22 protein-coding genes are annotated in these 25,436 nt (G+C 73.8%); 9 read left to right on the forward strand and 13 right to left on the reverse strand.

Features of this window, described 5'->3' with window-relative positions; all coding sequences use genetic code 11:
• Positions 1 to 428: 428 nt before the first annotated feature.
• Together ACZ6N8_RS22415 and ACZ6N8_RS22420 are read left to right on the forward strand one after the other, a co-directional pair.
• Positions 429 to 965, forward strand: coding sequence for an RNA polymerase sigma factor (locus ACZ6N8_RS22415; protein ID WP_466012397.1), 537 nt, complete (start codon positions 429 to 431; stop codon positions 963 to 965).
• Positions 958 to 2,163: a hypothetical protein gene (locus ACZ6N8_RS22420; RefSeq protein ID WP_466012399.1), complete on the forward strand. Its 1,206-nt coding sequence runs from the start codon at positions 958 to 960 to the stop codon at positions 2,161 to 2,163. Before ACZ6N8_RS22415 ends, ACZ6N8_RS22420 begins: the two co-directional genes overlap by 8 nt.
• Before the next feature lie 57 nt (positions 2,164 to 2,220).
• Here ACZ6N8_RS22420 and ACZ6N8_RS22425 read toward each other — a convergent pair whose 3' ends face one another.
• Genes ACZ6N8_RS22425 through ACZ6N8_RS22435 form a run of 3 tightly spaced genes read right to left on the reverse strand, consistent with a single transcriptional unit; the run spans position 2,221 to position 5,449 of the window.
• On the reverse strand, positions 2,221 to 3,678 hold the full coding sequence (locus ACZ6N8_RS22425; RefSeq protein ID WP_466012400.1) for a pyridoxal phosphate-dependent decarboxylase family protein: 1,458 nt from the start codon (positions 3,676 to 3,678) through the stop codon (positions 2,221 to 2,223).
• On the reverse strand, positions 3,675 to 5,102 hold the full coding sequence (locus tag ACZ6N8_RS22430) for an MFS transporter (protein ID WP_466012402.1): 1,428 nt from the start codon (positions 5,100 to 5,102) through the stop codon (positions 3,675 to 3,677). The genes ACZ6N8_RS22425 and ACZ6N8_RS22430 overlap by 4 nt, the downstream gene beginning before the upstream one ends.
• 32 nt (positions 5,103 to 5,134) lie before the next feature.
• Complete coding sequence (locus tag ACZ6N8_RS22435) at positions 5,135 to 5,449, reverse strand: MGMT family protein (protein WP_364373262.1); 315 nt, start codon at positions 5,447 to 5,449, stop codon at positions 5,135 to 5,137.
• 13 nt (positions 5,450 to 5,462) lie between these two features.
• On the opposite strand from ACZ6N8_RS22435, the gene proB reads away from it, so the two are divergent.
• Both proB and ACZ6N8_RS22445 read left to right on the forward strand, forming a co-directional pair.
• Entirely contained in the window at positions 5,463 to 6,620 is a 1,158-nt protein-coding gene (proB, locus tag ACZ6N8_RS22440; RefSeq protein WP_466012404.1) for a glutamate 5-kinase, read from the forward strand.
• A 10-nt stretch (positions 6,621 to 6,630) separates the two neighbouring features.
• Complete coding sequence (locus tag ACZ6N8_RS22445; RefSeq protein WP_466012405.1) at positions 6,631 to 7,872, forward strand: glutamate-5-semialdehyde dehydrogenase; 1,242 nt, start codon at positions 6,631 to 6,633, stop codon at positions 7,870 to 7,872.
• Here ACZ6N8_RS22445 and ACZ6N8_RS22450 read toward each other — a convergent pair.
• The 6 genes from ACZ6N8_RS22450 to ACZ6N8_RS22475 all read right to left on the reverse strand — a co-directional run bounded on the left by ACZ6N8_RS22450 (position 7,869) and on the right by ACZ6N8_RS22475 (position 14,576).
• Positions 7,869 to 8,696 (reverse strand): prenyltransferase/squalene oxidase repeat-containing protein, encoded by an 828-nt coding sequence (locus tag ACZ6N8_RS22450; protein WP_466012471.1) that lies wholly within the window; start codon positions 8,694 to 8,696, stop codon positions 7,869 to 7,871. The two genes, ACZ6N8_RS22445 and ACZ6N8_RS22450, sit on opposite strands and share 4 nt — an antisense overlap.
• Positions 8,697 to 8,850: 154 nt before the next feature.
• Positions 8,851 to 10,032: an adenylyltransferase/sulfurtransferase MoeZ gene (moeZ, locus tag ACZ6N8_RS22455; protein ID WP_466012407.1), complete on the reverse strand. Its 1,182-nt coding sequence runs from the start codon at positions 10,030 to 10,032 to the stop codon at positions 8,851 to 8,853.
• A 122-nt stretch (positions 10,033 to 10,154) separates the two neighbouring features.
• Positions 10,155 to 10,892, reverse strand: a complete 738-nt coding sequence (locus tag ACZ6N8_RS22460; RefSeq protein WP_466012409.1) for a DUF3152 domain-containing protein — start codon at positions 10,890 to 10,892, stop codon at positions 10,155 to 10,157.
• A 161-nt stretch (positions 10,893 to 11,053) separates the two neighbouring features.
• Positions 11,054 to 11,899 carry a DUF3152 domain-containing protein gene (locus ACZ6N8_RS22465; RefSeq protein WP_466012410.1) on the reverse strand — a complete coding sequence of 282 codons (846 nt, stop codon included), beginning with the start codon at positions 11,897 to 11,899 and terminating at the stop codon, positions 11,054 to 11,056.
• Positions 11,900 to 11,904: 5 nt separating this feature from the next.
• On the reverse strand, positions 11,905 to 12,879 hold the full coding sequence (locus ACZ6N8_RS22470) for an alpha/beta fold hydrolase (RefSeq protein WP_466012412.1): 975 nt from the start codon (positions 12,877 to 12,879) through the stop codon (positions 11,905 to 11,907).
• Between the two features lie 23 nt (positions 12,880 to 12,902).
• On the reverse strand, positions 12,903 to 14,576 hold the full coding sequence (locus ACZ6N8_RS22475) for a hypothetical protein (RefSeq protein WP_466012473.1): 1,674 nt from the start codon (positions 14,574 to 14,576) through the stop codon (positions 12,903 to 12,905).
• A gap of 1,649 nt (positions 14,577 to 16,225) precedes the next feature.
• On the opposite strand from ACZ6N8_RS22475, the gene ACZ6N8_RS22480 reads away from it, so the two are divergent.
• Positions 16,226 to 16,864: a TetR/AcrR family transcriptional regulator gene (locus ACZ6N8_RS22480; protein ID WP_139586375.1), complete on the forward strand. Its 639-nt coding sequence runs from the start codon at positions 16,226 to 16,228 to the stop codon at positions 16,862 to 16,864.
• 64 nt (positions 16,865 to 16,928) lie between these two features.
• Complete coding sequence (locus ACZ6N8_RS22485) at positions 16,929 to 17,156, forward strand: DUF3107 domain-containing protein (protein WP_030329796.1); 228 nt, start codon at positions 16,929 to 16,931, stop codon at positions 17,154 to 17,156.
• 61 nt (positions 17,157 to 17,217) lie between these two features.
• Here the strand turns inward: ACZ6N8_RS22485 and ACZ6N8_RS22490 are convergent, their stop codons facing one another.
• Entirely contained in the window at positions 17,218 to 17,868 is a 651-nt protein-coding gene (locus ACZ6N8_RS22490) for a ferritin-like fold-containing protein (RefSeq protein WP_466012414.1), read from the reverse strand.
• Positions 17,869 to 18,152: 284 nt separating this feature from the next.
• On the opposite strand from ACZ6N8_RS22490, the gene ACZ6N8_RS22495 reads away from it, so the two are divergent.
• Complete coding sequence (locus ACZ6N8_RS22495; RefSeq protein WP_466012416.1) at positions 18,153 to 19,847, forward strand: DEAD/DEAH box helicase; 1,695 nt, start codon at positions 18,153 to 18,155, stop codon at positions 19,845 to 19,847.
• An 88-nt stretch (positions 19,848 to 19,935) separates the two neighbouring features.
• Positions 19,936 to 21,093 (forward strand): class I SAM-dependent methyltransferase, encoded by a 1,158-nt coding sequence (locus ACZ6N8_RS22500; protein WP_466012417.1) that lies wholly within the window; start codon positions 19,936 to 19,938, stop codon positions 21,091 to 21,093.
• Here ACZ6N8_RS22500 and ACZ6N8_RS22505 read toward each other — a convergent pair.
• On the reverse strand, positions 21,090 to 21,524 hold the full coding sequence (locus ACZ6N8_RS22505; protein ID WP_466012418.1) for a hypothetical protein: 435 nt from the start codon (positions 21,522 to 21,524) through the stop codon (positions 21,090 to 21,092). The genes ACZ6N8_RS22500 and ACZ6N8_RS22505 overlap by 4 nt on opposite strands.
• 247 nt (positions 21,525 to 21,771) lie before the next feature.
• Between ACZ6N8_RS22505 and ACZ6N8_RS22510 the strand changes: the two genes are divergently transcribed.
• Positions 21,772 to 22,188 carry a helix-turn-helix domain-containing protein gene (locus tag ACZ6N8_RS22510; RefSeq protein WP_364373232.1) on the forward strand — a complete coding sequence of 139 codons (417 nt, stop codon included), beginning with the start codon at positions 21,772 to 21,774 and terminating at the stop codon, positions 22,186 to 22,188.
• 11 nt (positions 22,189 to 22,199) lie between these two features.
• On the opposite strand, the gene ACZ6N8_RS22515 is transcribed toward ACZ6N8_RS22510, so the two are convergent.
• A complete protein-coding gene (locus ACZ6N8_RS22515) occupies positions 22,200 to 23,132 on the reverse strand; it encodes a hypothetical protein (RefSeq protein ID WP_466012420.1) in 933 nt (310 codons plus the stop codon).
• 150 nt (positions 23,133 to 23,282) lie between these two features.
• Positions 23,283 to 25,415: a DEAD/DEAH box helicase gene (locus tag ACZ6N8_RS22520; RefSeq protein ID WP_466012421.1), complete on the reverse strand. Its 2,133-nt coding sequence runs from the start codon at positions 25,413 to 25,415 to the stop codon at positions 23,283 to 23,285.
• Positions 25,416 to 25,436 lie beyond the last annotated feature (21 nt).

Raw genomic sequence — 25,436 nt, forward strand, 5'->3', positions numbered from 1 at the left:
CGGGGCCGATGGCCAGGGACACGCCCGGGCCGGGGCCGATCTCCCCAGGCGCGCCCGGGCCGGGGCCGATCGCCGTGACGGCTGCCGCCACGCCGCCCAGGCCGAGGGCCAGGCCAGCTGCCGCCGTCACTCCGCTGATCAGGATCTTTCGCATCATCATCGCTCTCCCCGTGTCGTTGGGCTGATGAATTGACCGTACGGAACCGGCGAATGCCATAAAACCCCCATTTAGTGACATTTATCTATACTCATGCCCGTTGATTGATCGACCTCGCTGTGCATGGCTGGCGATGTCCCGGACACGACACAAAAGGTCGGCCGAAGGTACGCAACCGCTCGGAGTGTCCGGCTGTGTGACGGGTGCCGGCGGGACACGCTGTCCGCGGCCACCACGGGGAGGACGAGTGCTTGTGACGAGAGAAGTACGGGTGGGCGGGCGGCCCCCCGACCCGTCGGGCGGTTCCGCCCCGGTGGCAGCCGAACTGGTCTTCGACGACTTCTACCACGCCCACTTCCGCGGGCTGGTCGTCCAGCTCACCGCGTACACCGGTGACCGTGGGCAGGCACAGGACCTGGTCCAGGAGGCGTTCTGCCGGGCGTACGCCCACTGGGACCGACTGGCCCGGTACGACGACCCGCTGGCCTGGGTGCGCCGGGTCGCCTGGAACCTCGGCCACAACCGCTGGCGGCGGCTGCGGACCGCGCAGGCGTGGCTGCTGCGGCAGCGGGAGACCCACGTGGCGGGACCAAGCCCCGACCGGGTCGCCCTGGACACGGCGCTGGCGAAGTTGCCGCCGAAACAGCGGCGGGCCGTCGTCCTGCACTACCTCGCCGATCTGTCGGTCGCCGAGATCGCCGCCCAGGAACGCGTCGCCGAGGGCACCGTCAAGTCCTGGCTGCACCGGGGCCGAGCGGCCCTCGCCACGCACCTGCGCGACACCACCGAGGAGGTGCGAGATGTCTGAGCAGGAGACCCTCGGCCTCGCCGAAGAGTTCGCCCACTACCGCCGTACCGTGCTGGAGGAGGTCGAGGTGCCCGGGCCCGCCGCCGTCCGGCGGACGGTACGGGGACGCGGCCGTCGTCGGCTGTTGGCCACCGCCACTGCGGCGCTCGCGCTGTTCGGCGGATCAGCCGTCGGGTACGCGGCGATGATCGGGCCGGAGCACCGGCCGGGTCCGGTCGACCCGACGCCGAGCATCTCGGTGTCGCCGACCCCGACCGACCCGGCGACCCCGACCACCAGCCCGTCCGCGACGAGCGGCGGCCCCGCCTCCACCGCGCCCAACGGCCGGTTCAGCCGGGCGCAACTGCTCGGTGCGACGGTGACCCTGCCGGCCTGGCGGGCCGGGCCGGGCTGCCCGACGTCGGCCGTGCGGATCAGCGGCGACGACCGCGAGGGCGTCAACTGGCTGATCGCGCTCGACCACGGTGACGTCGACGGGGACGGGGCGGTGGAGACCGTGGCGCTCGTGCAGTGCGTGCTCGGCACCCGGGGGCCGATGCAGGTGGTCGCCTTCGACCGGGACGAGGAGGGGAAGGTGGTCACCCTCGGCCGCGTGGCCGCAACCACCATCGACAAGCCGCAGTGGCTGTTCGGGCTCGACGTGGCCGACGACGGCACGGTGCGGGTGCAGGTCGGCGACATCGCCCCCGGCGGTGGCTGGCCCGGCGAATGGTCCCAGCGACAGTGGCGGGGCTACCGGTGGAAGGGGTCGGCCTTCGCCCAGGTCTCCGGGCCGACGAGCTTCGGGCCCAACCCGCACTCCGCGGACCTCGCGGTCACCGCCACCGCGCTCGTGCTGGGCACTGCGGATGACGGCTCACGAACGGGTACGACAACGGTGCGGATCCGCAACAAGGGCACCGCGGCGGTCCCGCGCGTGGAGCTGCGCCTGAACCTGCCGTCGGACGTCCGCCCGGACGTCGACGGGTGGGCACCGTGCACAAACGAGCCGCAGGACACCAGCCGGCCGGTGACCTGTGGCCTTGGCCGGATCGGGGCCGGCGCGGAGGTGACGTTGACGTTGAGCTTCCGGGTCGCGAAGGACGCCCCGGTGGGCACGGGAACAGCCGATGTGGAGGCCCGGCCGATGAGCGGCGACTTCAACTTCCTGCTGGACCTCAAGGACGCCGACAACCGGGTCGCCATGGCCTACCGGTGACATCCGCCGGCCCGCGTCGCACACCGCTTGGGTGTGCGCCGCGGGCCGGCGCTGCGCTCACCAGGAGGGCCGTTGCAGCAGACCCACGAACTCGACGAGCAGCCGCTCCCGCAGCGCCGGCGGCGCGGCGTCGAGCAGTGTGTTCACCACAGCCATCCGGTCCGGCGTCGGCGCGTTCCCGGCACCGAGCCCGAGCCCGCCGGCGATCCCGGCGACCAGATCGGGCGTGAGCGCGTCAGGGGTCAGCGACGCCGCCAGCGCCATCAACTCGGGCGGGAGGGCGACCGGACCGGCCGCCCGGGCGGCGGCCACCGCGTCCGCCAGGTCCGGTGCGAATTCGGCGACCCGCGGCGCGACCGAGGCGGTCACCGTGAGGTGCACGCTTGCCGGCAGACCGGCGTACGACAGTTGGGGCTGGGTGTGCCAGCCACGTGCGGTCAGCTCGTCGACCAGGACGAACAGGTCGGGCCCGCCCTCGGTGGCGGTGAAGCAGACGACAGTCGACTCCGGCTCGGCCATCAGCCGGAGTCCGTCGACGGAACGGACCGCGTCGGCGAGGCCGGCCACCGCGTCCCGGGTGGCGGTGGCCAGCCGCAGGTAGCCGTCGTCGCCCAGGTGCCGCAGTGTGGCGTACGCGGCGGCGATCGGCCCGCCCGAGCGGGTGGACGCGATCACCGGGTTGATCATCGTGTACCCGGGCCAGTCCGCGTACGCGAAGTACTGCGGGGCGCGCAGCGCGGCGTCGCGGTGCAGCAGCACCGACACCCCCTTCGGCGCGTACGCGTACTTGTGCAGGTCCACCGAGATCGAGGTGACGCCGGGGACCGCGAAGTCGAACGCCGGCACCGGCTCGCCGAGGCGGCGCAGGTACGGCAGGGTCCAACCGCCGAAGCAGGCGTCCACGTGGCAGCGCACCCCGGCCCCGGCCGCCGCCGCCGCGATCTGGGCGACCGGGTCCACCACCCCGTGCGCGTACGACGGCGCGGAGCAGGCCACCAGCACCGTCTCCGGCCCGATCGCGGCGGCCATCGCGGCGGGGTCGGGGCGCAGCGTGTCCGGGGACACCGGCACCACGTCCAGTGCCACCCGCAGGTAGTGCGCCGCCTTCGCGAACGCGGCGTGCGCTGTCGACGGCACCACGATCCGGGGTGCGGCGATCTCCGGGTGGGCGTCCCGGGCCGTCTTGACGGCGAGGATCAGCGACTCGGTGCCGCCGCTCGTGACACTGCCGACCACCTCCTCGGCGGTGGTGCCGGGGCCTCCGCCGAGCACCCGGGCCGCGGCGCCGACGAGCGCGTTCTCCATCGCCAGCAGGGACGGGAACGCGGTCGGGTCGAGCCCGTTGACGTGGGCGCTTTCGCGGTGCGCGGCGGCGGCCAGCTCGTCGAGCCCGGGCACCGCCGGGTCGTAGACGTACGCGAACAGCCGGCCGCCGTGGGTGGGCCGGTCCCCGTCCCGCAGCGCGCGGATCTCGGCGAGCACGACGTCCGCCGCCACCCCGTCCTTGTCGATCATGGAGTCATGGTGCCCTTCTCGTGACGGTCCCCCACCACGGCTTCCTGCCCGACGCGCGGGTGGTGCATGGCGGCGGCCAGGATGGCCGGGGTCAGGGTGTAGCGGCGCAGCAGGAGGATCGGGGGCGCGATCAGGACGGCGGGGATGACCGTGAAGCCCAGGAGCACGCCGAGGCGGGCCGCATCCGACTGGGCAGCCGCCGTGCCGGTGTCGGACGACACGTACCCGGAGAGCTGGAGCACCAGACCGTAGATGCCCGGCCCGAGGGCCAGGCCGAGGGTCTCCCCCGCGGTCCACAGGCCGGTGAAGACACCCGCCTGCCGGCGACCGGTGCGCGCCGTGTCGTACGCGACGCAGTCCGGCAGCATCGCCAACGCGAAGACCTGCTGCCCGGCGTACCCGACGCCGATCACCGCGACCACCAGGTACACGGCGACCGGCGGGAGCACCGGCGCGGCGACCAGCACGAGCGCCCCGGCGGCGAGGATCACGGCTGCGGCGACCAGGCCGGCCCGCTTGCCCAGCCGGGCGCCGACCCGGCTCCACACCGGCATCACCAGCAGCGCCGGCCCGACGAAGCAGGCGAAGAGCAGGGTCGGGCCGCTCTGCTCGTCGCGCAGGATCTGCCCGGCGAAGTAGTTGACGCCGGCCAGGATGGTCGCCACCCCGGCGGACTGCACCACGAAGCAGATCAGCAGCGCCCGGAACGGCCGGTTCGCGGCGGCGACCGCGAGCTGGGCGCGCAGGCTGGGTTCGCTGCCGCCCACCGTGCCGGTCGGCGCGGCGCGGGTGCCGACGAACGCGCCGACGGCGCCGAGGGCGATGAGCGTCGCCACGAACAGGCCCATCCACCGGTGCCCGGGCAGGCCGTCGCCGCCGGCTGTCACCACGAGCGGGGCGAGGGCGCCGGAGACCAGGATGGTCAGCGCCAGCACGGCGATCCGCCAGGTCATCAGGCGGGTGCGTTCGCTGTAGTCGTCGGTCAGTTCCGCCGGCATCGCCACGTACGGCACCTGGAAGAAGGCGAACGCGGTGGCGGTGGCGAGGAAGGCGAGCGCCACGTACGCCCCGGCGGCCGGACCGTTGCCGAACGGCGCGGCGAAGATGGCCGCGAAGAGCACAGCCAGCACGAGACCGGCGACGAGCAGGTACGGACGGCGCGCGCCCCAGCGGGACCGGGTGCGGTCGGAGATCCGCCCGGCGACCGGGTTGACAAGCACGTCCCACGCCTTCGGCAGCAGCACCAGCAGGGCGGCCACCCCGGCGGCCACGCCCAACGTGTCGGTCAGGTACGGCAGCAGCAGCAGACCGGGCACGGTGCCGAACGCGCCGGTGGCCAGGGATCCGAGCGCGTATCCGGCGTGCACCGTCCGGGGCAGCGGGGCAGCGGTAGGCGTACCGGTGGCACCCGGCGGCGGGTTCATGGGGCCGAATGTTACTCACGTTATGCCGGAGGTCACATCCCCTCCAGCGGGGACCAACCCGCCACCCGGATGTCCACTCCTTCGCCGCGCAGCGGCACGCCCTCGGCGCGCAGCCGGGCGCGTGCCTCCCGCTCGTGCCCCGGCGGCAACCGACCGGCCGAGCTGACCACCCGATGCCAGGGCACCGAGCCGCCGTGCCGGGCCATGATGTTTCCCACCAGGCGCGCGGAGGCACGGCCCGAGCGTTCGGCGAGCGCGTCGGCGACCGCCCCGTACGACATCACCCGGCCCGGCGGGATGCGCTCGACCAGGTCGAGCACCGCCTCGACGTACTCGTCAGGTGTCACAATCGGCCACCATATGGGAACGTCGCCGGGCGCTGCCGCCGTGACCACGCAGAATGGGCGGGTGCGCGACGCAGTCACGGCGGCCCGGCGGGTCGTCGTCAAGATCGGATCCTCCTCGTTGACCACCGCCACGGGCGGCCTGGCCGACGGGCGGGTCGACGCGCTCGTCGACACCCTGGGGCGGCTCACCGCCGAGGGGCGCGAGGTGGTGCTGGTGTCCTCCGGCGCGATCGCCGCCGGCCTGGCCCCGCTCGGCCTGACCCGACGTCCGCGCGACCTGGCCACCCAGCAGGCCGCCGCCAGCGTCGGGCAGGGCCTGCTGATCGGCAGGTACGCGGCCAGCTTCGCCCGGCACGGCCGCACCGTCGGGCAGGTGCTGCTCACCGTCGACGACGTGACCCGACGCGCGCACTACCGCAACGCGTACCGGACGCTGCGCAAGCTGCTCGACCTGCGGGCGGTGCCGATCGTCAACGAGAACGACACGGTGGCCACCGAGGAGATCCGGTTCGGGGACAACGACAGGCTGGCCGCCCTGGTGGCCGCGCTCGTGCACGCCGATCTGCTGGTGCTCCTGTCGGACGTGGACGCCCTCTGGACCGGCGACCCGACCCGGCCGCAGTCGACCCGGATCACCGAGGTCCGCGACGACGCCGACCTCGCCGGCACCACCATCGGCGGGGCCGGCCGCTCCGGCGTCGGCACCGGCGGCATGGTCACCAAGGTGGAGGCCGCCCGGATCGCCACCGGCTTCGGCATCCCGGTGGTGCTCACCGCCGCCGACCTGGCCGCTCCGGCGCTGGCGGGTGAGCCGGTCGGCACGCTGTTCCACCCGCAGCGGCAACGCCCCACCGCCCGGCTGTTCTGGCTGGCCCACGCCACCTCACCCAGGGGGCGGCTGCACCTCGACCCGGGCGCGGTGGCCGCGGTCGTCGCGCGGCGCAAGTCGCTGCTGCCCGCCGGCATCACCGCGGTGGACGGCACGTTCACCGCAGGCGACCCGGTGGACCTGGTGGACACCGCAGGCGCGCCGGTCGCCCGCGGCCTGGTCAACTACGACGCGGTGGAGCTGCCCGGGCTGCTCGGTCGTTCCACCTCCGAACTCGCCGCGGCGCTCGGCCCGGCATACGAACGGGAGGTCGTCCACCGCGACGACCTGGTACTGCTCTAAGGAGTCGATGATGAGCGTGACCGAGCAGGCGCGACGGGCGCGGGACGCCGCAGCGGACCTGGCCACCGCCACCCGTACCGCGAAGGACGCCGCGCTTGTCGCGATGGCCGACGCGCTTGTGGCGCGTACCCCGGAGATCCTGGCGGCGAACGAGGCGGACCTGGCGGCCGGCCGCGAGGCCGGGCTGAGCGCGGCCGTGCTGGACCGGCTCGCCCTCGACGCGGGCCGGGTGGCCGGCATCGCCGACGCGCTGCGCCAGATGGCCGCGCTGCCCGACCCGGTCGGCGAGGTGGTCCGCGGTTCGACCCTGCCCAACGGCCTGGAGCTGCGCCAGATCCGGGTGCCGTTCGGGGTGGTCGGCATCATCTACGAGGCGCGACCGAACGTGACGGTGGACGCCGCAGGGATCTGCCTGAAGTCAGGCAACGCGGCGCTGCTGCGCGGGTCGTCGTCGGCCGCGCACTCCAACGCCGCGCTGGTCGCGGTGCTGCGGGACGCGATCACCGGCGCCGGCCTGCCCGCCGACGCGGTGCAGTTGCTCGACGCCAGCTCCCGCGACTCGGTCAAGGAGCTGATGCGCGCCCGGGGGCTTGTCGACGTGCTCATCCCGCGCGGCGGCGCGTCGCTGATCCGCACAGTCGTCGAGGAGTCGACAGTGCCGGTGATCGAGACCGGGGTGGGCAACTGCCACGTGTACGTGGACGCCGCCGCCGACGTGGCACAGGCCGTCGCGGTGACGCTCAACGCCAAGACGCAGCGCCTCTCCACCTGCAACACGGCCGAGTCGCTGCTGGTGCACGCCGACGTCGCCGACGCGTTCCTGCCGGCCGCGCTCGCCGCGTTCGCCGAGGCCGGGGTGACGGTGCACGGCACCCCTGAGGTGGCCGCGTACTCCGCAGCGGTGGTCCCGGCCACCGACGAGGACTTCGCCACCGAGTACCTGTCGGCGGACATCTCCGTCGCGGTTGTCGACTCGCTCGACGCGGCGGTCGCGCACATCAGGCGCTACGGCACCGGGCACACCGAGGCGATCCTCACCGACTCGGCGAGCGCGGCCCGCGAGTTCGTCGCCCGGGTGGACGCGGCGGCCGTGATGGTGAACGCCTCGACCCGCTTCACCGACGGGGGCGAGTTCGGCTTCGGCGCGGAGATCGGCATCTCCACGCAGAAGCTGCACGCCCGCGGCCCGATGGGTCTGCCCGAGCTGACCAGCACCAAGTACGTGGTCACCGGGAACGGGCACGTCCGCTAGGCGACGGTCACCGGGCGGCAGGCCCGGATCGCCGAGAGCGTGGTGTGCACGTCGAACTGGTGGCCGTCGTCGCTCTCCCAGCCGCCGTCGCTGCGCTGCGTCTCGGCCAGCCGGCGCAGCGCCCGCACCATCACCCAGTCCTGCGCGTCGATGCCGACCCGGCGTAGCGTGGCCGCCAACCAGGCCACGTCACCCGGGGACATCGTCGCCATCCGCTCGGCCAGCACCACCTGGATGCGCGCCGACTCGTGGAACATGTCCTGCCGGTGCAGCACCGCCGCGCTCAGCCAGCCGGCGGCGAGGAACGACGGCCAGCTGCCGTCCGGGCGGATCCGTCCGGCTATCGAGTGGGCCGCCGCCTGGACGACGCCTGCGTACGCCCCGCCGACCCGGTGATCGAGCGGCCCGGAGGCGCGGGCGTCCAGCCCGGCGACGGTGAGCCAGAAGCCCGCGTTGGCGGTGACGAAGAGCTTGGCCTCGGGGTCGCCGGGACGGGCCCACTCCGGAGCGGAGCCGGCCAGCGAGGCGTCCTCGTCCCAGCCGCCGTCGGCCTGCTGGCGTGACGCCAGCCAGTCCAGTGCGCGGCGGGCGGCGGGACGGCCGAGCGCGCCCAGGTCGTCCAGCTCGGCGAGCCGGAAACAGGTCGCGTCGATCGAGGCGACCTCGCCACCCCACGTCGCCGGCCAACCGCCGTCGGACGACTGGCCGACCTCGGCCGTCTCCAACAGCTCGGCGGGCACCGGGGTGCCGTTGCGAAGCCACGAGAGACGGGCGCGTTCCACCGCGTCCCCATGCGCCACGACGAACCCGATGGCGGCTTCCATGTCGACCACGGCGGGAACGCTACCTGCGCAGACGCGATACCGCCTCGGGGAATCGGCCAGCCGGGAGTGGCTGCGTCGCTCCGGCCCGACGGCGACTCGTCGTCATGTGCGTCGATTTGCCGGGACGGCGGTGACGCCGTCCCGGCTCAACCGGTCAGTACGCGGGCAGCGACGGGTCGATCTGCTTGATCCAGGAGAGCACGCCGCCCTGCACGTGCACGGCGTCGCGGAACCCGGCGGCCTTGAGCGCGGCGAGCGCCTCCGCCGAGCGGACCCCGGACTTGCAGTGCAGCACGATCTGCCGGTCCTGCGGCAACTGCGCGAGGGCGTCACCGGAGATGATGTCGCCCTTGGGGATGAGGGTGGCGCCGGGGATCCGGACGATCTCGTACTCGGCCGGCTCCCGGACGTCGACGAGGAAGATGTCCTTGCCGGCGTCCTGCCACTCCTTCAGCTCCAGCGCGGTGATCGTCGAGTCGAGCGTCGCCTCCTGGGCCTCCACCGAGACCGCGCCGCAGAAGTCCTCGTAGTCCTCGAGGAGGTCGGTGACGCTCGGGTTCTCGCCGCAGAGCACGCAGTTCGGGTCCTTCCGGACCTTGATCTTGCGGTACTCCATCTCCAGGGCGTCGTACACCATCAGGCGGCCGACAAGCGGCTCACCGATGCCGGTGAGCAGCTTGATCGCCTCGTTGACCTGGATCGAGCCGATCGACGCGCAGAGCACACCGAGCACGCCGCCCTCGGCGCACGACGGGACCATGCCGGGCGGCGGCGGCTCCGGGTAGAGGCAGCGGTAGCACGGGCCGTGCTCGGCCCAGAACACCGACGCCTGGCCGTCGAAGCGGTAGATCGAGCCCCAGACGTACGGCTTGCCGAGCAGCACCGCCGCGTCGTTGACCATGTAGCGGGTGGCGAAGTTGTCGGTGCCGTCGACGATCAGGTCGTACTGGGCGAAGATCTCGCGGACGTTCTCCCGGTCCAGGGCGGTGTTGTGGATCTCCACGTTGACCAGCGGGTTGATCTCGCGGATCGACGCGGCGGCGGACTCGGCCTTGGACCGGCCGATGTCTGACACGCCGTGGATGACCTGGCGCTGGAGGTTCGACTCGTCGACGGTGTCGAAGTCGATGATGCCGAGCGTGCCGACTCCCGCCGCGGCGAGGTACAGCAGGGCGGGCGAGCCGAGGCCACCGGCCCCGACACAGAGCACCCTGGCGTTCTTCAGCCGCTTCTGCCCGGCCACCCCGACGTCCGGGATGATCAGGTGGCGCGAGTAGCGGCGGATCTCGTCAACGGTCAGCTCGGCGGCGGGCTCGACGAGCGGGGGCAACGACACGGTGGACTCCCCGGGATCGGCGGTGTGAACCGCGCCATTGTTGCTCGCCGGAGCACCCCTCGGCCATGAGGGAGGACACGTGGTCCGCGATGCGGGAGCGGGAATAACCGACAGCCGGTCGATCAGGGGACGATGTCACCCGCGTAGCGACGACCGTCGACGTACGGCCAGGCGTTTGCCACGCAGCCCTCGAGGCCGTACGTCTGCTGCTGCATGACCGGCGCCGGCTCACCCGGGCCCGGGCAGGCCTCGTGCTGCTCGCCGAACTCGTGGCCCACCTCGTGGTTGACGACGTAGGTGCGGTACGTGTCCAGCGGGGCGCCGTAGTCGGGCACGGCCTCCTGCCAGCGCGCCAGGTTGATGATCACCTGCCCGGCCAGCCGGCAGGACGTGTACCGCTCGGTGCTCAGCCCACCCTCGGCGCACATCCGCTCCGAGGTGACGGGGGTGGCCAGGTAGATGGTGAAGTCGGCCGCCCCCGCGTCGGCGACCCGTTGGACGCGCAACTCACCGGAGGCGATCCAGCTGCGCCTGTCGGTCAGTACCTCGTCCACCTTGGCGGCGAACGCGTCGACGTCCTGGCCGGTGCCGCGTTCGACAGCGACCCGGTACCGGTGCAGCGGGCCGTCCTCGCCGTGCACTGTGGTTCCGCCGTCGGCGGCGGTGAAGCGTCCCGCGCCGACGGACGGGTAGCTGCTGGGCGCCGGGTGGGCGGCCCCACCGCCCAGTCCCATTCCGCCCTGGGTGGTGGTGGCCGGCACGTCGGCCGGCGGTTCGCCGCCGCGGGAGACGGTCACACCGACGGCGGTGGCGAGCACCAGCGCGCCGATCAGCAGGCTGCGGCGCCGGCGCCGGCGCATCCGGACGAGGGTGGGACGGCCGTGCCGGTACGCCGACCGGCCCGACGGATCGGGCGGCTGAGGCGGGCCGTAAGGGGACGACGGCGTCATGACGTCCAGCCTGCCAGATTATTCGGGCATTTCTCCTCTTATACCGCTATTCACGCAAGAGGGATTCTTCGTCACAGCCCGGGACCGGCGTAACGGCGTCCGTCCAGGTACGGCCACGGATTGACCCGACACCCGTTGAGGAACAGCGTCTGCTGCATCATCACCGGCGCCGGCCGCCCCGCCCCCGGACAGCGCTCGTGCCGGTGCCCGAGCTGGTGACCCACCTCGTGGTTGACCACGTAAGTCCGGTAGACCGACAGCGGCACACCGGCCGAGACGTAGTGCGGCACGGACAGCCGCCACCGGTCCAGGTTGATGATCACCTGACCGGGTGCCCGGCAGGACGTGTACGGGCGACCCCCGATCCGGATGTCCACGCCACCGGCGGCGCACATCCGACCCGCCGTACGGGCCGTGGCCAGATAGACGGTGAAGTCGCGGGGCGCGTTGCCGGGCACCTGCTGCAACCGCAGCCGCCCGCTGTCGACCCAGCTGCCCGGCCCGGCGAGCGCCGCCTCGACGGCCCGCCCGAACCCGACGGCGTCCTCGGCACTGCCCGACTCCACGGCCACCCGGTAGCGCCGCAACTCACCCGCGCGACCCAGCACCGGGCCGGAGCGGTCGTCGTAACCGAACCGGCCCGCACCCGCGCTGGGCACCGACCCCGGCAGCCGCAGCACCGCAGGCGCACTCGGCGACGCCGACACGGACGGCGACGGGTCCGCCGACGGCGGCAGCGGCGCGGCCACCAGCGGCGGCGGCGCGCTGCTGATCTCGTCCGCCGCAAGCCGGTCCGCCTCGGGACGGCCACCCGGCCCCTCGGCGACCACGGTCACCACCGCACCGACGGCCACCACCACCGCCACCAGTTGCGCGAACAGGGCGAAGCGACGGTGACGGCGAGCTGACCTGGGCATCCGGCTCAGCCTGCCAGATCAGACCGCCCGGTCGCGTCCTCCGTTTCGGCGAGCAGACCCACCACCGCCCGGGCGACCAGCCGGGGCACCTCCAACTGCGCCACATGACCCACGCCGTCGAGCATCAGCAGACGGCTGTCCGGGATGACCCGCGCGGTCTGCGGCGCGACCCGCACATCGACCAGCCGGTCCGCCCGACCGCCCACCACGAGCGTCGGCGCCCGCACCGACCGGGCCAGCCGCCACAGCGACCCCGACCCCGGCAGGTACGCCCGCAGGAAACTGGAGACCAACCCGCGGAACGTCCGCACGTACGCGGCCGCGTAGTGCTCCGCCTCGTAGCGCACCCGGATCTCCTCCAGCGCCTCGGCGCGGCGCTGGTCGCAGATCCGGTCGAGGTCAGCCACACACGCCTCCAGCACCTGCTGGGCCATCACCTCGGGCGCGAGCTGGGTGAGGTACCGGCCGACGAGCCGTTCACCCCCGGGGATGGCGAGCACCGGCAGCATCCGACCCTGCAACGAGCGCCGGAAGTCGAGGAACGGCAGCGCCGGAGAGATCAGGGTGAGCGTTCGGACCAGGTCCGGTCGCAGGGCGGCCACCTGGACCGAGACCGCACCGCCCAACGAATTGCCGAACAGGTGCACCGGCCCCCGGCCGGAGTGCTCGATCCAGCGGACGACCAGATCCGCGAAGGCGGGGATCGTGTAGCGGCGACCCGGCTCGCTGCGACCGAACCCGGGCAGGTCGATGGCCTGACCGTCGAGCCGGTCGGAGAGCAGCCCGGCCAGGTCCGTCCAGTTCTGCGACGAGCCGCCCAGCCCGTGCACGTACAACGCCGGTTCCGCTCCGGCGGCGGTTGCCGGAGTGTCCCGCACGTACGTGACCGAGCTGCCGAGGCGTACCTCACGCCCCGGCCACGGCGGCGGAACCCGGTGCTCGGGCAGAAGCTCGTCCGGCCAGAGGATGGCGCATTTCATCGTTCCAGTCTGCCCCGGACCACTCAGGACAGCAGTGCCTCCAGCCGACGGTTCACCGCCGCCAGCGTCGCCCGAACCACCGCCTGCCGCGGGTCACCTGCGACAAGCGCCGACCCGGCGAGCTGCTCCACCCAGCCCTCGCAGACCAGCAGCACCACCACCGTCGCCACCTCGCAGTTGCCGAACGGCACCACCGCCGCGTGCTCGACGAAGCAGCGCCCCCGCTCGGCGTTCTCGACGCCGCGCAGCAACTCGTCCACGGCGGCGGCAGCGGCCACCGCGCAGAGCCGCAGCACGTACCCGTCCACCGCCGGCCCGGTCGCGTACCCGGAGGCGTTCTCGCCGCCGGCCAGCAACCGCACCTCCACGTTGGCGTCCAGCCCGAACGTGCTCACCTGCACGTGGTCGATCACCACCCGGGGACCCGGCGTGCCGCCGGTGTCCAGCGGCCGGGACGGCGCCGACTCCGTGGTGGTCACCTGACCACCGGAGTACGACGTCCCGAGCGTCGCCGGGCTGCCGGTGGCGGCCCCGGCTGGCGCGGCCGAGACCGAGCCCGGCTCCTCCACGGTGGCACGACCCCGGTGCGGGGCGCTCTGCCGGCGACGACGTGACGTGTCCCCCACCGGCGGGGTCTCCACCCGCCCGCTCACGGTGGGCTCGGCGGCGCGTACCTCCCCGGGCCGTGGTTCGGTGCCGGCGTCCCGGGTCTCCGGGGCGCGCCGCTCGACGGCACGCGACTCGGCGCTGCGCGGCTCCACACCACGGGGCTCAGGGCTGCGCGGTTCGGGGCTGCGCGGCTCTGCGCTGCGGCGGCGGACCGGCGGGGCCGGCGTGGTGGGCAGTCCGGGCAGGTTCTGCGGGGCGGCGGCGAGACCCATCCGCTCCTGGAGCAGCCGGGCGACCTGTCGACTCACCTCGGCCGGGTCGGCGCCGTCGGCCAGGTCCAGTCGGAGGCTGTGCGCGCCCGCCGGCGTACGCCGCAGCGCCGCGTCGCGGACGCCTGCCACCTCCCGGACGGCGTCCAGGATGGCGTTGACGTCGAACCCCTCGGGGCGCTCCCGCAGAGGCGCGGGTTCGTCGTCGCGGCGCAGGTGGGTGGCGATACGGGCGAGTTCCGGGGTTTCGGCGGGGGGCTCCACGGCTGGCGGCTCCGGCACGACGGGCACGTCCGGTTCGGCGGGGACGCGCTGCGGCAGCACCGCCGCCGTCGTTTCCGCTCGACGGCCGGGGTCGGCCGGGTCGGGGGCGGAGCGGCGTGCCGCGTAGGGAGGGGCTGACGCGGGTGAGGGCCGGTCACGGCGGCCGCTCGCGCCCGGGACGACGCCCGTCGACGCGGGTGCGGCGTCGGTGGAGGTCGGACCGGTCGACGAGGGTGCGGGGCGGGGCGGCTCCGGCGGCTCAGGGGTCGCCGGGCGCAGCCGGAAGGGTGCGACCGACCGTGGCTCGGGGCGCAGCGGGCCGGGCCCGTCGCCCGCCTCGTCGAGTCGGGGCATGCTCGCCGGCCAGGACGGGCGCTCACCCGGGGACGCGGGGATGCGCCCCTCGGACCAGTCCGGCCGCTCGGCCGGCGGTGGGCTGCTGGACGCCGTGGGCGTTCCACCGGCCCAGGAGGATCGTTCCGCAGTCAGCGCCGGACCGGCGGGCGCCGGTGGCGGCGTGACCGCCGGGGGTGGCATGACCGCCGGGGGTGGCATGACCGCCGGGGGTGGCATGACCGCCGGGGGTGGCATGACCGCCGGCGGTGGCACGTCGGCGGGAGCCGTCGCTGTAGGGGCGGGGGACGCAGCAGGCGTCGGGTCGGTCGACGGCGGGCGTGCCCAGGACGGCCGCTCGGCGGAGGGCGTGGGAGCCGACTCAGGCCGACCGGCCCACGACGGCCGCGACGGCGCGCCGCTCGTCGGAGCCGCATCAGCCCCACCAGCCCACGACGGGCGCGACGGCGCGCCGCTCGTCGGAGCCGGGCCGGCCCACGACGGGCGGGACGGCGGGGCGCTGGTCGGGGCGGGGCCGTCGGCCCAGGTCGGCCGATCGACGGCCGAGGGCGCCGTCCCCGCGGGGGCGGGCGGGCCACTTGTCGGTGCCGATTCGGCAGCACGCGGCTGCCGGTCGACAGGCGGGGTGGCGCTCGGGGCCGGAGCAGCCCAGGACGGGCGGTCCTTCGGCGGCGCGCTGACCGGGGTGGTCGCCTGGCGTTCGCCGGCCCAGGACGGGCGCTCGGGGGTCGGCTCCGGTTCGGGTGCGTCCCGGTCGGCGTCGTACGCGCGGGGCGCCTCGGCGCGTACCGGCTCGTACGGGCGGGTGGGCTCGGCGCGTACCGGCTCGTAGGGCAGGTTGGGCTCGGCGACCCAGCCCGGGGCGGACTCGTCCCGGGCCCGGCGGCCGGTCGGCTCGTCATCCTGTCTGGACCACTGTGGCGCCCAGCCGCTGCCCCAGCTCGGGCGGTTCCAGTTCGGCCCGGACCAGTCCGGTTCGATGGCCGACGACTCCCCGGCCCGGGGCGGGTCCGCGGCGCGGGGGCCCTCGGCGGACCGGGGCGGTTCGGCAGGGTCGTCGGTAGGCAGGTCCGGAGTGCGGCCGGACTCGGCGGACGCCTCCGCCGGTAGCGGGTTTCTCCACTCGCGCGGCGCGGCTGACTGGTCGTCGGCGGCCAGCCGGTCGGCGCTGGGCGCGTGGAAGCCGGGCGGGACCTCGAAACCCGAGGCGGCGGTGCCCACGGGAGGCACCTGGACGGCCGGCGGCGACGGTGCGGGACGTTGGGCGGGCACCACCAGCCGGTCGCCGCCCGCAGCGGGCCGGTCGTCGTCGGTAGGACCGGGCGGCGCGCTCACCGGCGCGGGGCGGCCCGGCGACGCGTCGAGCCCCGGGTGGTGGACGCCGTTGGCCTCGGCTCCGGCGTGTCGGACGCCGTTGGTGTGGTGGCCGTTGACACGGGCCGGTGGCTCGGGACCGTCGGGCGGCCCGGCCAGTGGCGGCGGCAGGTCGCCGTGCCGCGCGGATGACGTACGCCACCCGGCCGCCGGGTCGGGCTGCCAACGTGTCGCCTGCTCCGGGTCGTCCGCACGCTCGGCGGCCCGGGACCACCCGCCCGACTGGGGCGCCCACCCACTGCCGGAACGGCCCGGGTCGTCGTGCTGACCCGTTCCGTCACCGTGCTCTCCCGGGGTGGCGGCTCCGGGTTGCCCTGTTTCACTCACCGCGCGCTCCTTGGTCGCCCCCGCTGAGGCTACCGTGTGGCGACAGTGGCGATAAGTTACAGCGGCGGGCCATTTCCACAACGAGGGTCACGGGCCTCGCCCGGTCTGGGGGGAAAATGCCGGCTCGTACGGAGAACTCGGAGGATCCCATGACCGCTGCGGGGAATGGCGCACAGACCGCTGGCCGACCCACCCGTCTGCCCCGGTCGGCGCGCCGTAAGCAGCTGCTCGCGGCGGCCCAGGAGGTGTTCGTCGCGCAGGGCTACCACGCCGCGGCGATGGACGACATCGCCGAACGGGCGGGGGTCTCCAAGCCCGTCCTGTACCAACACTTTCCCGGAAAGATGGACCTCTACCTGGCCCTGCTCGACACACACTGCGACGCGATCGTCGCCAAGGTGCGCGACGCGATGCACGGCACGATCGACAACAAGGAACGTGTCGGCGCGTCGGTACGGGCGTACTTCGACTTCGTCGACCACGAGAGCGAGGCGTTCCGTCTCGTCTTCGAATCGGACCTGCGCAACGACCCGGCGGTACGGCAGCGCGTGGAGAGGGTCGAGCAGGGGTGCATCGCGGCGATCACCGACACGATCATCTCGGACACGGGTGTGAGCCGGGCGCACGCCGAGCTGCTCGCCTCCGGGCTGGTCGGCGCGGCGGAGACGGCCGCCCAGTTCTGGCTGGCCGGCGGTCGGCAGGTGCCGAAGGCGGAGGCCGAGGCGTTGGTGGCGGCGCTGTCCTGGCGGGGCATCGCCAGCTTCCCGCTGCAAGGTGAGTCAGCCTGACCACTCACCCCGTGATCGGATAGCCTTCGCCTGGCGGTTCTTTCGCCCCAGTTGAGGAGGCACAGTGGAGGTCAAGATCGGCGTGCAGTACGCGCCGCGCGAGCTGGTTCTGGACAGCGCGCAGTCGCCGGCCGAGATCGAGCAGATCGTGACCGACGCCTTCGCCGGCAACGGCGGCACGCTCTCCCTGACCGATGAGAAGGGCCGGCGGGTGATCGTGCCGGTCGAGAAGGTCGCGTACGTCGAGATCGCCGAGGCGTCGCCGCGCGCGGTCGGTTTCACCGTCCGCTGACCGGTCCGGCCGTCGCGGCAGGTCGGCGCAGTCGTACCTGCCGCGGGCCGGTGCCGCGGTTTCAGTTGTTGAGGCCGACGACTGCCATCCGCGCGGTGTGCGCGGTGGTGAGCCTCCCGAACAGCCCGGGTACGTCGACCCGGTCGCCCCGCCCGACGAGTGCGGTGAGCGCGGCCCGCTCGGCGGCGACACGGCCGGCCTGGGACAGCGCCTCGCCCACCAGCCGGCGGGCCCACATGGAGAGCCGCCCGGCCACCCGGGGGTCGGCGGCGACGGCCTTTCTGATCTCGGCGGCGGCGAACTCCGCGTACCCGGAGTCGTGCAGGACGTCGAGCACCAGCGCCCGGTCTGGCCCGTCCAGGGTGTCGGCGATCTCGCGGAGGAAGTCGTCGGTGATGGCGTCGCCGACGTACGCCTTGGTCACCACCTCCGCCCAGTCCCGCGGCTCGGTCGAGTCGTGGTACGCCTGCAACGGCGCCACGTAGGGGGCCATCGCGTCCGCCGGCGGCACTCCCAGCTCGGTGAGTCGGTCGGCGAGCCGCCGGTAGTTGCTGATCTCGGCCGCCGCCATCTCGTCGAGCGTGGCCCGGCGGCGCAGGTCGGGGGCGAGTCGGGAGTCGCCGGCCATCCGCTCGAAGGCGAGCAGTTCACCAAAGGCGACCAGGCCCAGCAGGTCGGCCACGGCGGGACCGGGGGTGGTCGGCGCGGACACGAGCGCAGGCTACCGCGCGGAACTCGATGCGGATAATGTGACGCAGGACACATCCGCCGACCCCGCGTGGCGGCTGGCCGACCGGGAATCGGGACGTGAGCTTGCCTGTTCAGGTAACATAGAGCAGTTGCCGTGGGCGCCGATCTGATCGAAGCTCAGCCCGCGGCGCGCGTGCGGCCCGGTCCGGCTCGGCAGTGTGCCCCCGACCGTGTGGCCCGCGTCATACCGAACGCGCCCTGAGGACATGACGGGGCGCACCCACGAGAGGGCACCCCCACATCCACATGAGCGATCTGACTCAAGACCTGATGGACGGCCAGGAACTGGCCCCCACCGCCCCGGTTCGACCGGAGGCCCCCACCTTCGCCGCACTCGGCGCCCGCGACGAGACCGTCGAGGCGCTGGCCGCGGCCGGCATCACCCGCGCCTTCGCGATCCAGGAGTACGCGATCCCGATCGCCCTGCGCGGCGTCGACCTGATCGGTCAGGCGCCCACCGGCACCGGCAAGACCCTCGGCTTCGGCGTACCGCTGCTGGACCGGGTGTTCGCGCCCAGCGAGGGCAGCGACGGCGTCCCGCAGGCGCTTGTCGTCGTCCCCACCCGTGAGCTGGGCATCCAGGTCGCCAAGGACCTGGCCGCAGCCGGCCGTACGCGTGGCGTGCGGGTGCTGCCGATCTACGGCGGCGTGGCGTACGAGCCGCAGATCGAGGCGCTGCGCAAGGGCGTCGAGATCCTGGTCGGCACGCCCGGGCGACTGATGGACCTGCAGAAGCAGAAGCACCTGCGCCTCGACCGCGTCCACGCGCTGGTGCTGGACGAGGCCGACCGGATGCTCGACCTGGGCTTCCTCGACGACGTCGAGAAGATCCTGGCGATGCTGCCGGAGGACCGGCAGACCATGCTCTTCTCGGCCACCATGCCGGACCCGATCGTCACCCTGTCGCGGCGTTTCCTGCGCCAGCCGATGACGATCCACGCCGGGCACACCGCCGAGACCGGGCCGTCGCCGCAGACCGAGCAGCTGGTCTACCGCACCCACTCGATGAACAAGGTCGAGGTGGTGGCGCGCATCCTCCAGGCGGAGGGTCGCGGGCTGACCATGATCTTCACCCGTACGAAGCGGGCCGCCGACCGGGTGGCCGAGGACCTCGACTTCCGCGGGTTCGCGGTCGCCGCGGTGCACGGTGACCTTGGCCAGGGCGCCCGTGAGCGGGCGCTGCGGGCGTTCCGCGCCGGGAAGATCGACATCCTGGTCGCCACCGACGTGGCCGCCCGGGGTCTGGACGTCACAGGCGTCACCCACGTCATCAACTACGACTGCCCGGAAGACCAGGACACCTACACCCACCGGATCGGTCGTACCGGCCGGGCCGGGGCGACAGGCGTCGCGGTGACCTTCGTCGACTGGGACGACATGCCGCGCTGGCGCATCATCGACAAGACCCTCGGTCTGGAGATGCCGGAGCCGCCGGAGACGTACCACACGTCCCCGCACCTCTACACCGACCTGCACATCTCCACCGAGGTCACCGGCACGCTGCCCACCGCCGAGCGCACCAGGGCCGGGCTGTCCGCCGAGATCGAGGAGGACCTGGGCGGCACCACGCGCTCCCGTCGCGGCGACGGCGGCGGCCGTGGCTCCCGGCGCGGTGACAGCCGTGGCGGCGAGGGTCGGGGCGAGCGCCGTGGCCGGGGCGACGGCCGTCGGGACCGCTCCGACGCGGCCACGCCGGTCGCCGCCGAGGCGGCCACTGACGACACCGCCGAGGAGGGCACCCGTACCCCGCGTCGCAGGCGTCGCCGCCGGGCCGGCGAGGTGGTCGTGGGCGAGCCCACCGCGGTGATCTCCGCCGACGCCGGTCCGTCCGAGCCGGCCGCCGCAGCCGCCGACGGTGAGCCGTCGAAGCCGCGTCGCCGCCGGCGCCGTCGTGGTGGCGGTTCCGGCGCGGGTACGCCGGCCGAGGCGACCGCGGACTGACGCACAGCGACACCCGACATCCCCCGCACCGCGTCAGCGCGGTACGGGGGATGTTTCCCTTCCCGCCCCACCTGCCGAAGATGGAACGATGCCTGAACCACTGGACGCTGCCCTGACCGAAGTCCGGGCACTGCTGCTCGACCCCGCGCTGACCCGGGCGGTGGCCGCCGGCCGCCGCCGTGGGCGTCGGCCCACAGTGGTCCGGGCCGAGTTGCGGCCGGTGACGCTCAAGGCCGGGCCCCGGCTCCAGATCGCCACCTCCGACGGCGCGCGCCCGTACACCCGTAACGTCGCCCCCGGTGCGGAGGCCGCGGTGGCGGTCGACGAGCTGCTGGCCGAGCCGTTCGGCAACTGGCACGTGGAGACGGCCGACGCGACGCTCCAGCTGCGGGTGACCAAGTCCGGCGAGGCGCAGGTGCACCGCGCGGCGACGGCCCGACCGGCGGCGACGCCGGCTGGGAACGACAGGGCGAAGGAGTACCTGCTCGATCCGGGCGACGAGATCTTCGCCGAGATCGGCGGGTCGGCGGCCAAGCGTCGCCAGGTCGACGCGTTCCTGCGGGCCCTCGCCGCGACCCTGCCCGACGACCTGACAGGTCCGCTGCGGGTGGTCGACCTGGGCTGCGGCAACGCGTACCTGACCTTCGCCGCCTACCGCTACCTGACCGGCCGGGGGCTGGACGTCGAGCTGGTCGGCGTGGACGTGCGGGAGGACCAGCGGCGACGCAACACCGAGCTGGCGCGGCGCCTGGGCTGGGCCGACAAGGTCAGCTTCGTGGCCGGCACGATCGCCGACGCCGTCGTCGACCCCGCCCCGGATCTGGTGCTGGCGCTGCACGCCTGCGACACCGCCACCGACGAGGCACTGGCCCGCGCGGTGCGCTGGGACGCCCGTTGGGTGCTGGCCGCGCCGTGCTGCCACCACGACCTGGCCAAGCAGCTCCGCGCCAACCCCGCCCCTGCCCCGTACGAGCTGCTGACCCGGCAGGGCATCCTGCGGGAGCGCTTCGCCGACGTGCTGACCGACGCGTTGCGGGCCGGGCTGCTGCGGGTGCACGGGTACCGGGCCGAGGTGGTGGAGTTCGTCGACTCGCAGCACACGCCGCGCAACCTGCTGATCCGGGCCCGCCGCACGGGCACCGGCCCGACCGACGCGCAGCGCACCGAGTACCGCGAGCTGGTCGACAAGTGGCAGGTCACGCCCCGGCTGGAGACGCTGCTGGCCTCCGACGGGGTGCGGCCCTAGCGGAGGAGGTCGCCGCCCCGGTCGCGCCCGACCCGGTCACGGGTCGGCACCCGCTCGATGCCGGCCCGCTGGGAGGCCCAGTCGCTGTCCCCCGTGGCGGACGGGAACGGCACGACCTTGCCGGTGCTCCCGGCGTTGCCGGCTGCGGCGAAGGCGTTCCAGGAGATGTCGACGAGCAGCTTCTTCATCTCGGCGTGCCGGACCGAGGCGTTGCGCTGCAAGGCCATCCGGGCGCCGAGCACCACAGCGACAAGCGTGGTGGTGATCGCGCCGGTGGCCGCCAGCACCTGCGCTCCGGTCGCCGAACCGGTGCGCAGCACCAGGACCAGCAGCCAGATCCAGAACCCGGCGGCGAACACACCGGCCTTGGCGACGAAGAAGAGGCTCACCGCACCGGGCTGGTACGGCCGCCGGCGGCTCGGTTCGGCCATGATGCTGCTCCTCAGCAATGCTGCGAGAACCCGGCGTACGGGACGGACGTTACGCCGGGAGCAGAGCTTAGTTGATGAGCGGCGATGGTTCCTGCTCGTCGGTTCCGCATGTTCGTCGATGCGGCCGAAGAAAAAGTCCCGTCCACGGGACAGATTGTGCGGTCAGTCAATTGTTTCCGGCCCCTGGCGTACTACCCTCGGAAGGCGCATCGCCCAGTGTTCCGGCCGGGAGGGAAGACCCGCAGGGATGGGTTCCGCAGAGGTTTCGCCGCAGATGGCGTTCGCCCGCTTCGTCAGGCGAGCGATCGACGACGCCCGCGAGGAACGCGGGTGGACCGTGACCGATCTTGCCTCGCACACGGGCGTCGGCCGCTCGACTGTGTTCCGCTGGCTGGCCGGAGATTGGCAGGACTATCCCGAATTGGCCAAAGTACGGGGCTTCTGCGCGGCACTGGATCTGCCGGTTGCGGCCGCGTTCCGGGCGCTCGGTCTGCCCGATGCCGGCCCGACTCCCCGCCGCCGCAGCGACGACGGCCCGGTCGAGGCCGACGTCCGGGCCATCCTCGAACGGCTGGCCGACCCCGGTGTCCCGGCCGAGGAGAAGCACCACATCCGCGACCTGCTCCGCTACCTGGCCCGCCGTCCCATCCGCCGCGCCGGCTGAGCCTCCCAGGGTCAGGGAACGGTGAGCGTGAACTCGGCGGTGTGGACCTTCGCGTCTGTCTGGAAGTCCAGGAAGAGGCGGTAGCGGCCGGGGCCGGGGACGGTCAGCCAGAACCGCACCTGCCCGTCCACCAGTTCCGGCTCCGGGTGCACGTGCAGGTAGGCGAGGTCGCCCTCGCGCAGCGCCACCAGGTGCCCGTACGCCCCGAGGTAACGCTCCAGCGGGGCCGCGCCCGCCGCGCCGTCGATCCGGAAGGTCAGCGGCACGGTGGCACCGACCTGGGCCGTGCCCTGGTAGCCGACGGTGAACCCGTCAACTGTCGTCGAGGTGGCCGCCTCGGGCAGCGGACGGGGCTGGTAGCCGCCCGGCGCGGCTAGGTCCACGCCGAGGGTCACCGCGGTCTGACCGCCGTTGTCGGCGACGACCGTGAAGTCGGCGTACGCCCGCCAGACGCCTGCCCCGTCGAGGGTCAGCGGCACCGACCAGGTGCCGTCCGACGCCATGCTCGGGTGCAGGTGCTGGTAGCCGGTCAGGTCCCGGCGTACGACTATGAGGTGCATCGGCTTGTCGTGGACGACGGCGAAGCGGGTCACCGGCTGGCGCTGCGCGTCCCGTACCTGGAAGCGGAACTGCCCCGCCCGACCGGACGGGAATTCGGTGGCCACCGGGGCCAGCGTGTAGCCCGCCGCGCTGACCGACAGGCCTCCCGGCTCGACGCCCGCGCCCTGGTCGCCGCCGCCCACCACGGAACCGTGGTTGTGCGGGGCGGTGCCGGGCGGGTCGGTGTGCTCGGCGGCCAGTGACGGGCCGCCGGCGCCTGTGGTGGTGCCGGTGTTCATCCGGCCGAGACCGAAGCCGAGCAGCACCGCGAGCACCAGACCGCCGACCACCAGGGCCAGCCGCAGGGTGCTCCGATCCGGTGCGGCGGAGACCTGGTCAGGCACCGCCGACGTCCAGTGTGCGGCCGGTGACGGGGTGCTGATCGGTCATGCCGCCCACGGTACCGCCGCACCCGCCCGCCCCCGGCGGACGCCCGGACGGCGTGGCGACAGTCGCATTCCGCCGCGCCAGGGAACTTTTCCGCACCAGCGCGTTCAGCCGGCCACGGCGAGGGCCAGCGGAAGCACGTCGGGTGCGCCGGCCCGGCGCAGAGCACGGGTCACCATCGTCATCGTCCAGCCGGAGTCGACCAGGTCGTCGACGAGCAGCACCGGGCCGTCCAGCCCGGCCAGCGCGTCGGCCAGGTCGGTCGGGACGGTGAAGGCGTCGTGCAGCGCGCGTACCCGTTGGGCGCTGTTGCCGCGCGGCCCGCCGGTGCCGCCAGGGCCGTCGGGGACGACCTCGCCGAGCAACGGCAGCCGGCCCACGGCGGCGATCCGCTCGGCCAGCGACCCGACCAGCCGGGGCCGCCGCCGGGAACCGACCGCGACCACCGCCACCGGCCGGCGCGGCCACGGGTCGTCGCCGTGCGCCCACGCCTTCAGCACCTCCACCACGGCGGCGGCCACGTCGTCGGGCACCGGCACGTCGGGTGCCTCCGGGCCGACCAGGTCACGCAGCCGGGCACCCCAGCCCAGGTCGGAGAGCCTCCCGACGGCACGGCCCGGCAACGCCTGCTCCGCCGGCGGGATCCGGCCCTTCAGGGGTACGCCCACCGCGTCCAACCCGGTGGGCCAGAGCTTCTTCGGGGCGATCTCCATGCCGGGGCGGCCCAGGAAGGTCTGCGCGGCGGCGAGCGCGGCAGTCGACACGTCGGCGGAGAAGAGCGGGTCGGCGCACCTGTCGCACCTGCCGCAGTCGGTGGCCCCGGTGTCGTCCAGGCGTTCCCGTAGATACCGCATCCGGCAGTCGGACGTGGTCGCGTACTCCCGCATGGCCTGCTGCTCGACGGTGCGTGCCTCGGCGACGCGGCGCAACCGGGCCTCGTCGTAGACCCAGGGCTCGCCGGTGGCGAGCCAACCACCGCGCACCCGGCGGACCGCGCCGTCCACGTCGAGGACCTTGAGCATCAACTCGAGGCGGGCGCGACGCAGGTCGACGAGCGGTTCGAGGGCCTGGGTGGAGAGCGGACGGTCGGTGTGCAGGGCGGCCAGCACGGCCCGGACCTGCTCCTCGGGTGGGAAGGCAAGCGAGGCGAAGTACCGCCAGATGGCGGCGTCCTCCGCGCCGGGCAGGAGCAGCACCTCGGCGTGCTCCACGGCGCGGCCCGCGCGACCGACCTGCTGGTAGTACGCGATCGGCGACGGAGGCGCGCCGAGGTGCACGACGAAGCCCAGGTCGGGCTTGTCGAAGCCCATGCCGAGCGCGCTCGTCGCCACCAACGCCTTGATCTTGTTGTCGAGCAGGTCCTGTTCGGCGGCCCGCCGGTCGGCGTCCTCGACCTGCCCGGTGTACGAGGCCACCGGGTAACCCCGGGACCGCAGGAACTCGGCAGTCTCCCCGGCCGCCGCTACGGTAAGCGTGTAGACGATGCCCGAGCCGGGCAGCTGGTCCAGGTGGTCGGCGAGCCAGGCCAGCCGGTGCGCCGGGCTGGGCAGATCGAGCACTCCGAGGCGCAGCGACTCGCGGTCCAGGGTGCCGCGCAGGACGAGGGCGTCGCCCAGCTGCTCCGCCACGTCCTGGGTGACCCGGGAGTTCGCGGTGGCGGTGGTGGCCAGCACGGGGGTGCGCTCGGGCAGCTCGGCCAGGAACGTGCGCAGCCGCCGGTAGTCGGGCCGGAAGTCGTGCCCCCAGTCGGAGACGCAGTGCGCCTCGTCGACCACCAGCAGACCTGTGGTCGCGGCGAGCTTCGGCAGGACACCGTCGCGGAAGTCCGGATTGTTGAGCCGTTCCGGACTGATCAGCAGGACGTCCACCGCGCCGGTCTGGATCTCGGCGGTGATCTCGCCCCACTCGTCGAGGTTCGCCGAGTTGATGGTGCGGGCGCGGATGCCGGCCCGGGCGGCGGCCTCCACCTGGTTACGCATCAACGCCAGCAGCGGCGACACGATGACGGTCGGCCCGGCCTGCTCGGCCCGTGTGTCGTCGCGGAGCAGCGCCGTGGCGACGAAGTACACAGCCGACTTGCCCCACCCCGTCCGCTGCACGCAGAGCACCCGCCGCCTGTCGACGACGAGCGCCTCGATGGCCCGCCACTGGTCCTCACGCAGCCGGGCGTGGTCACCGGCCAGCCGGCGCAGCACCGCCTCGGCCCGCTCCCGTACCCCTGCCCGCTCTGCTGTCTCCACCCGACATGTCTACCAGCGCCG

Source organism: Micromonospora sp. NPDC047521, assembly GCF_055587305.1.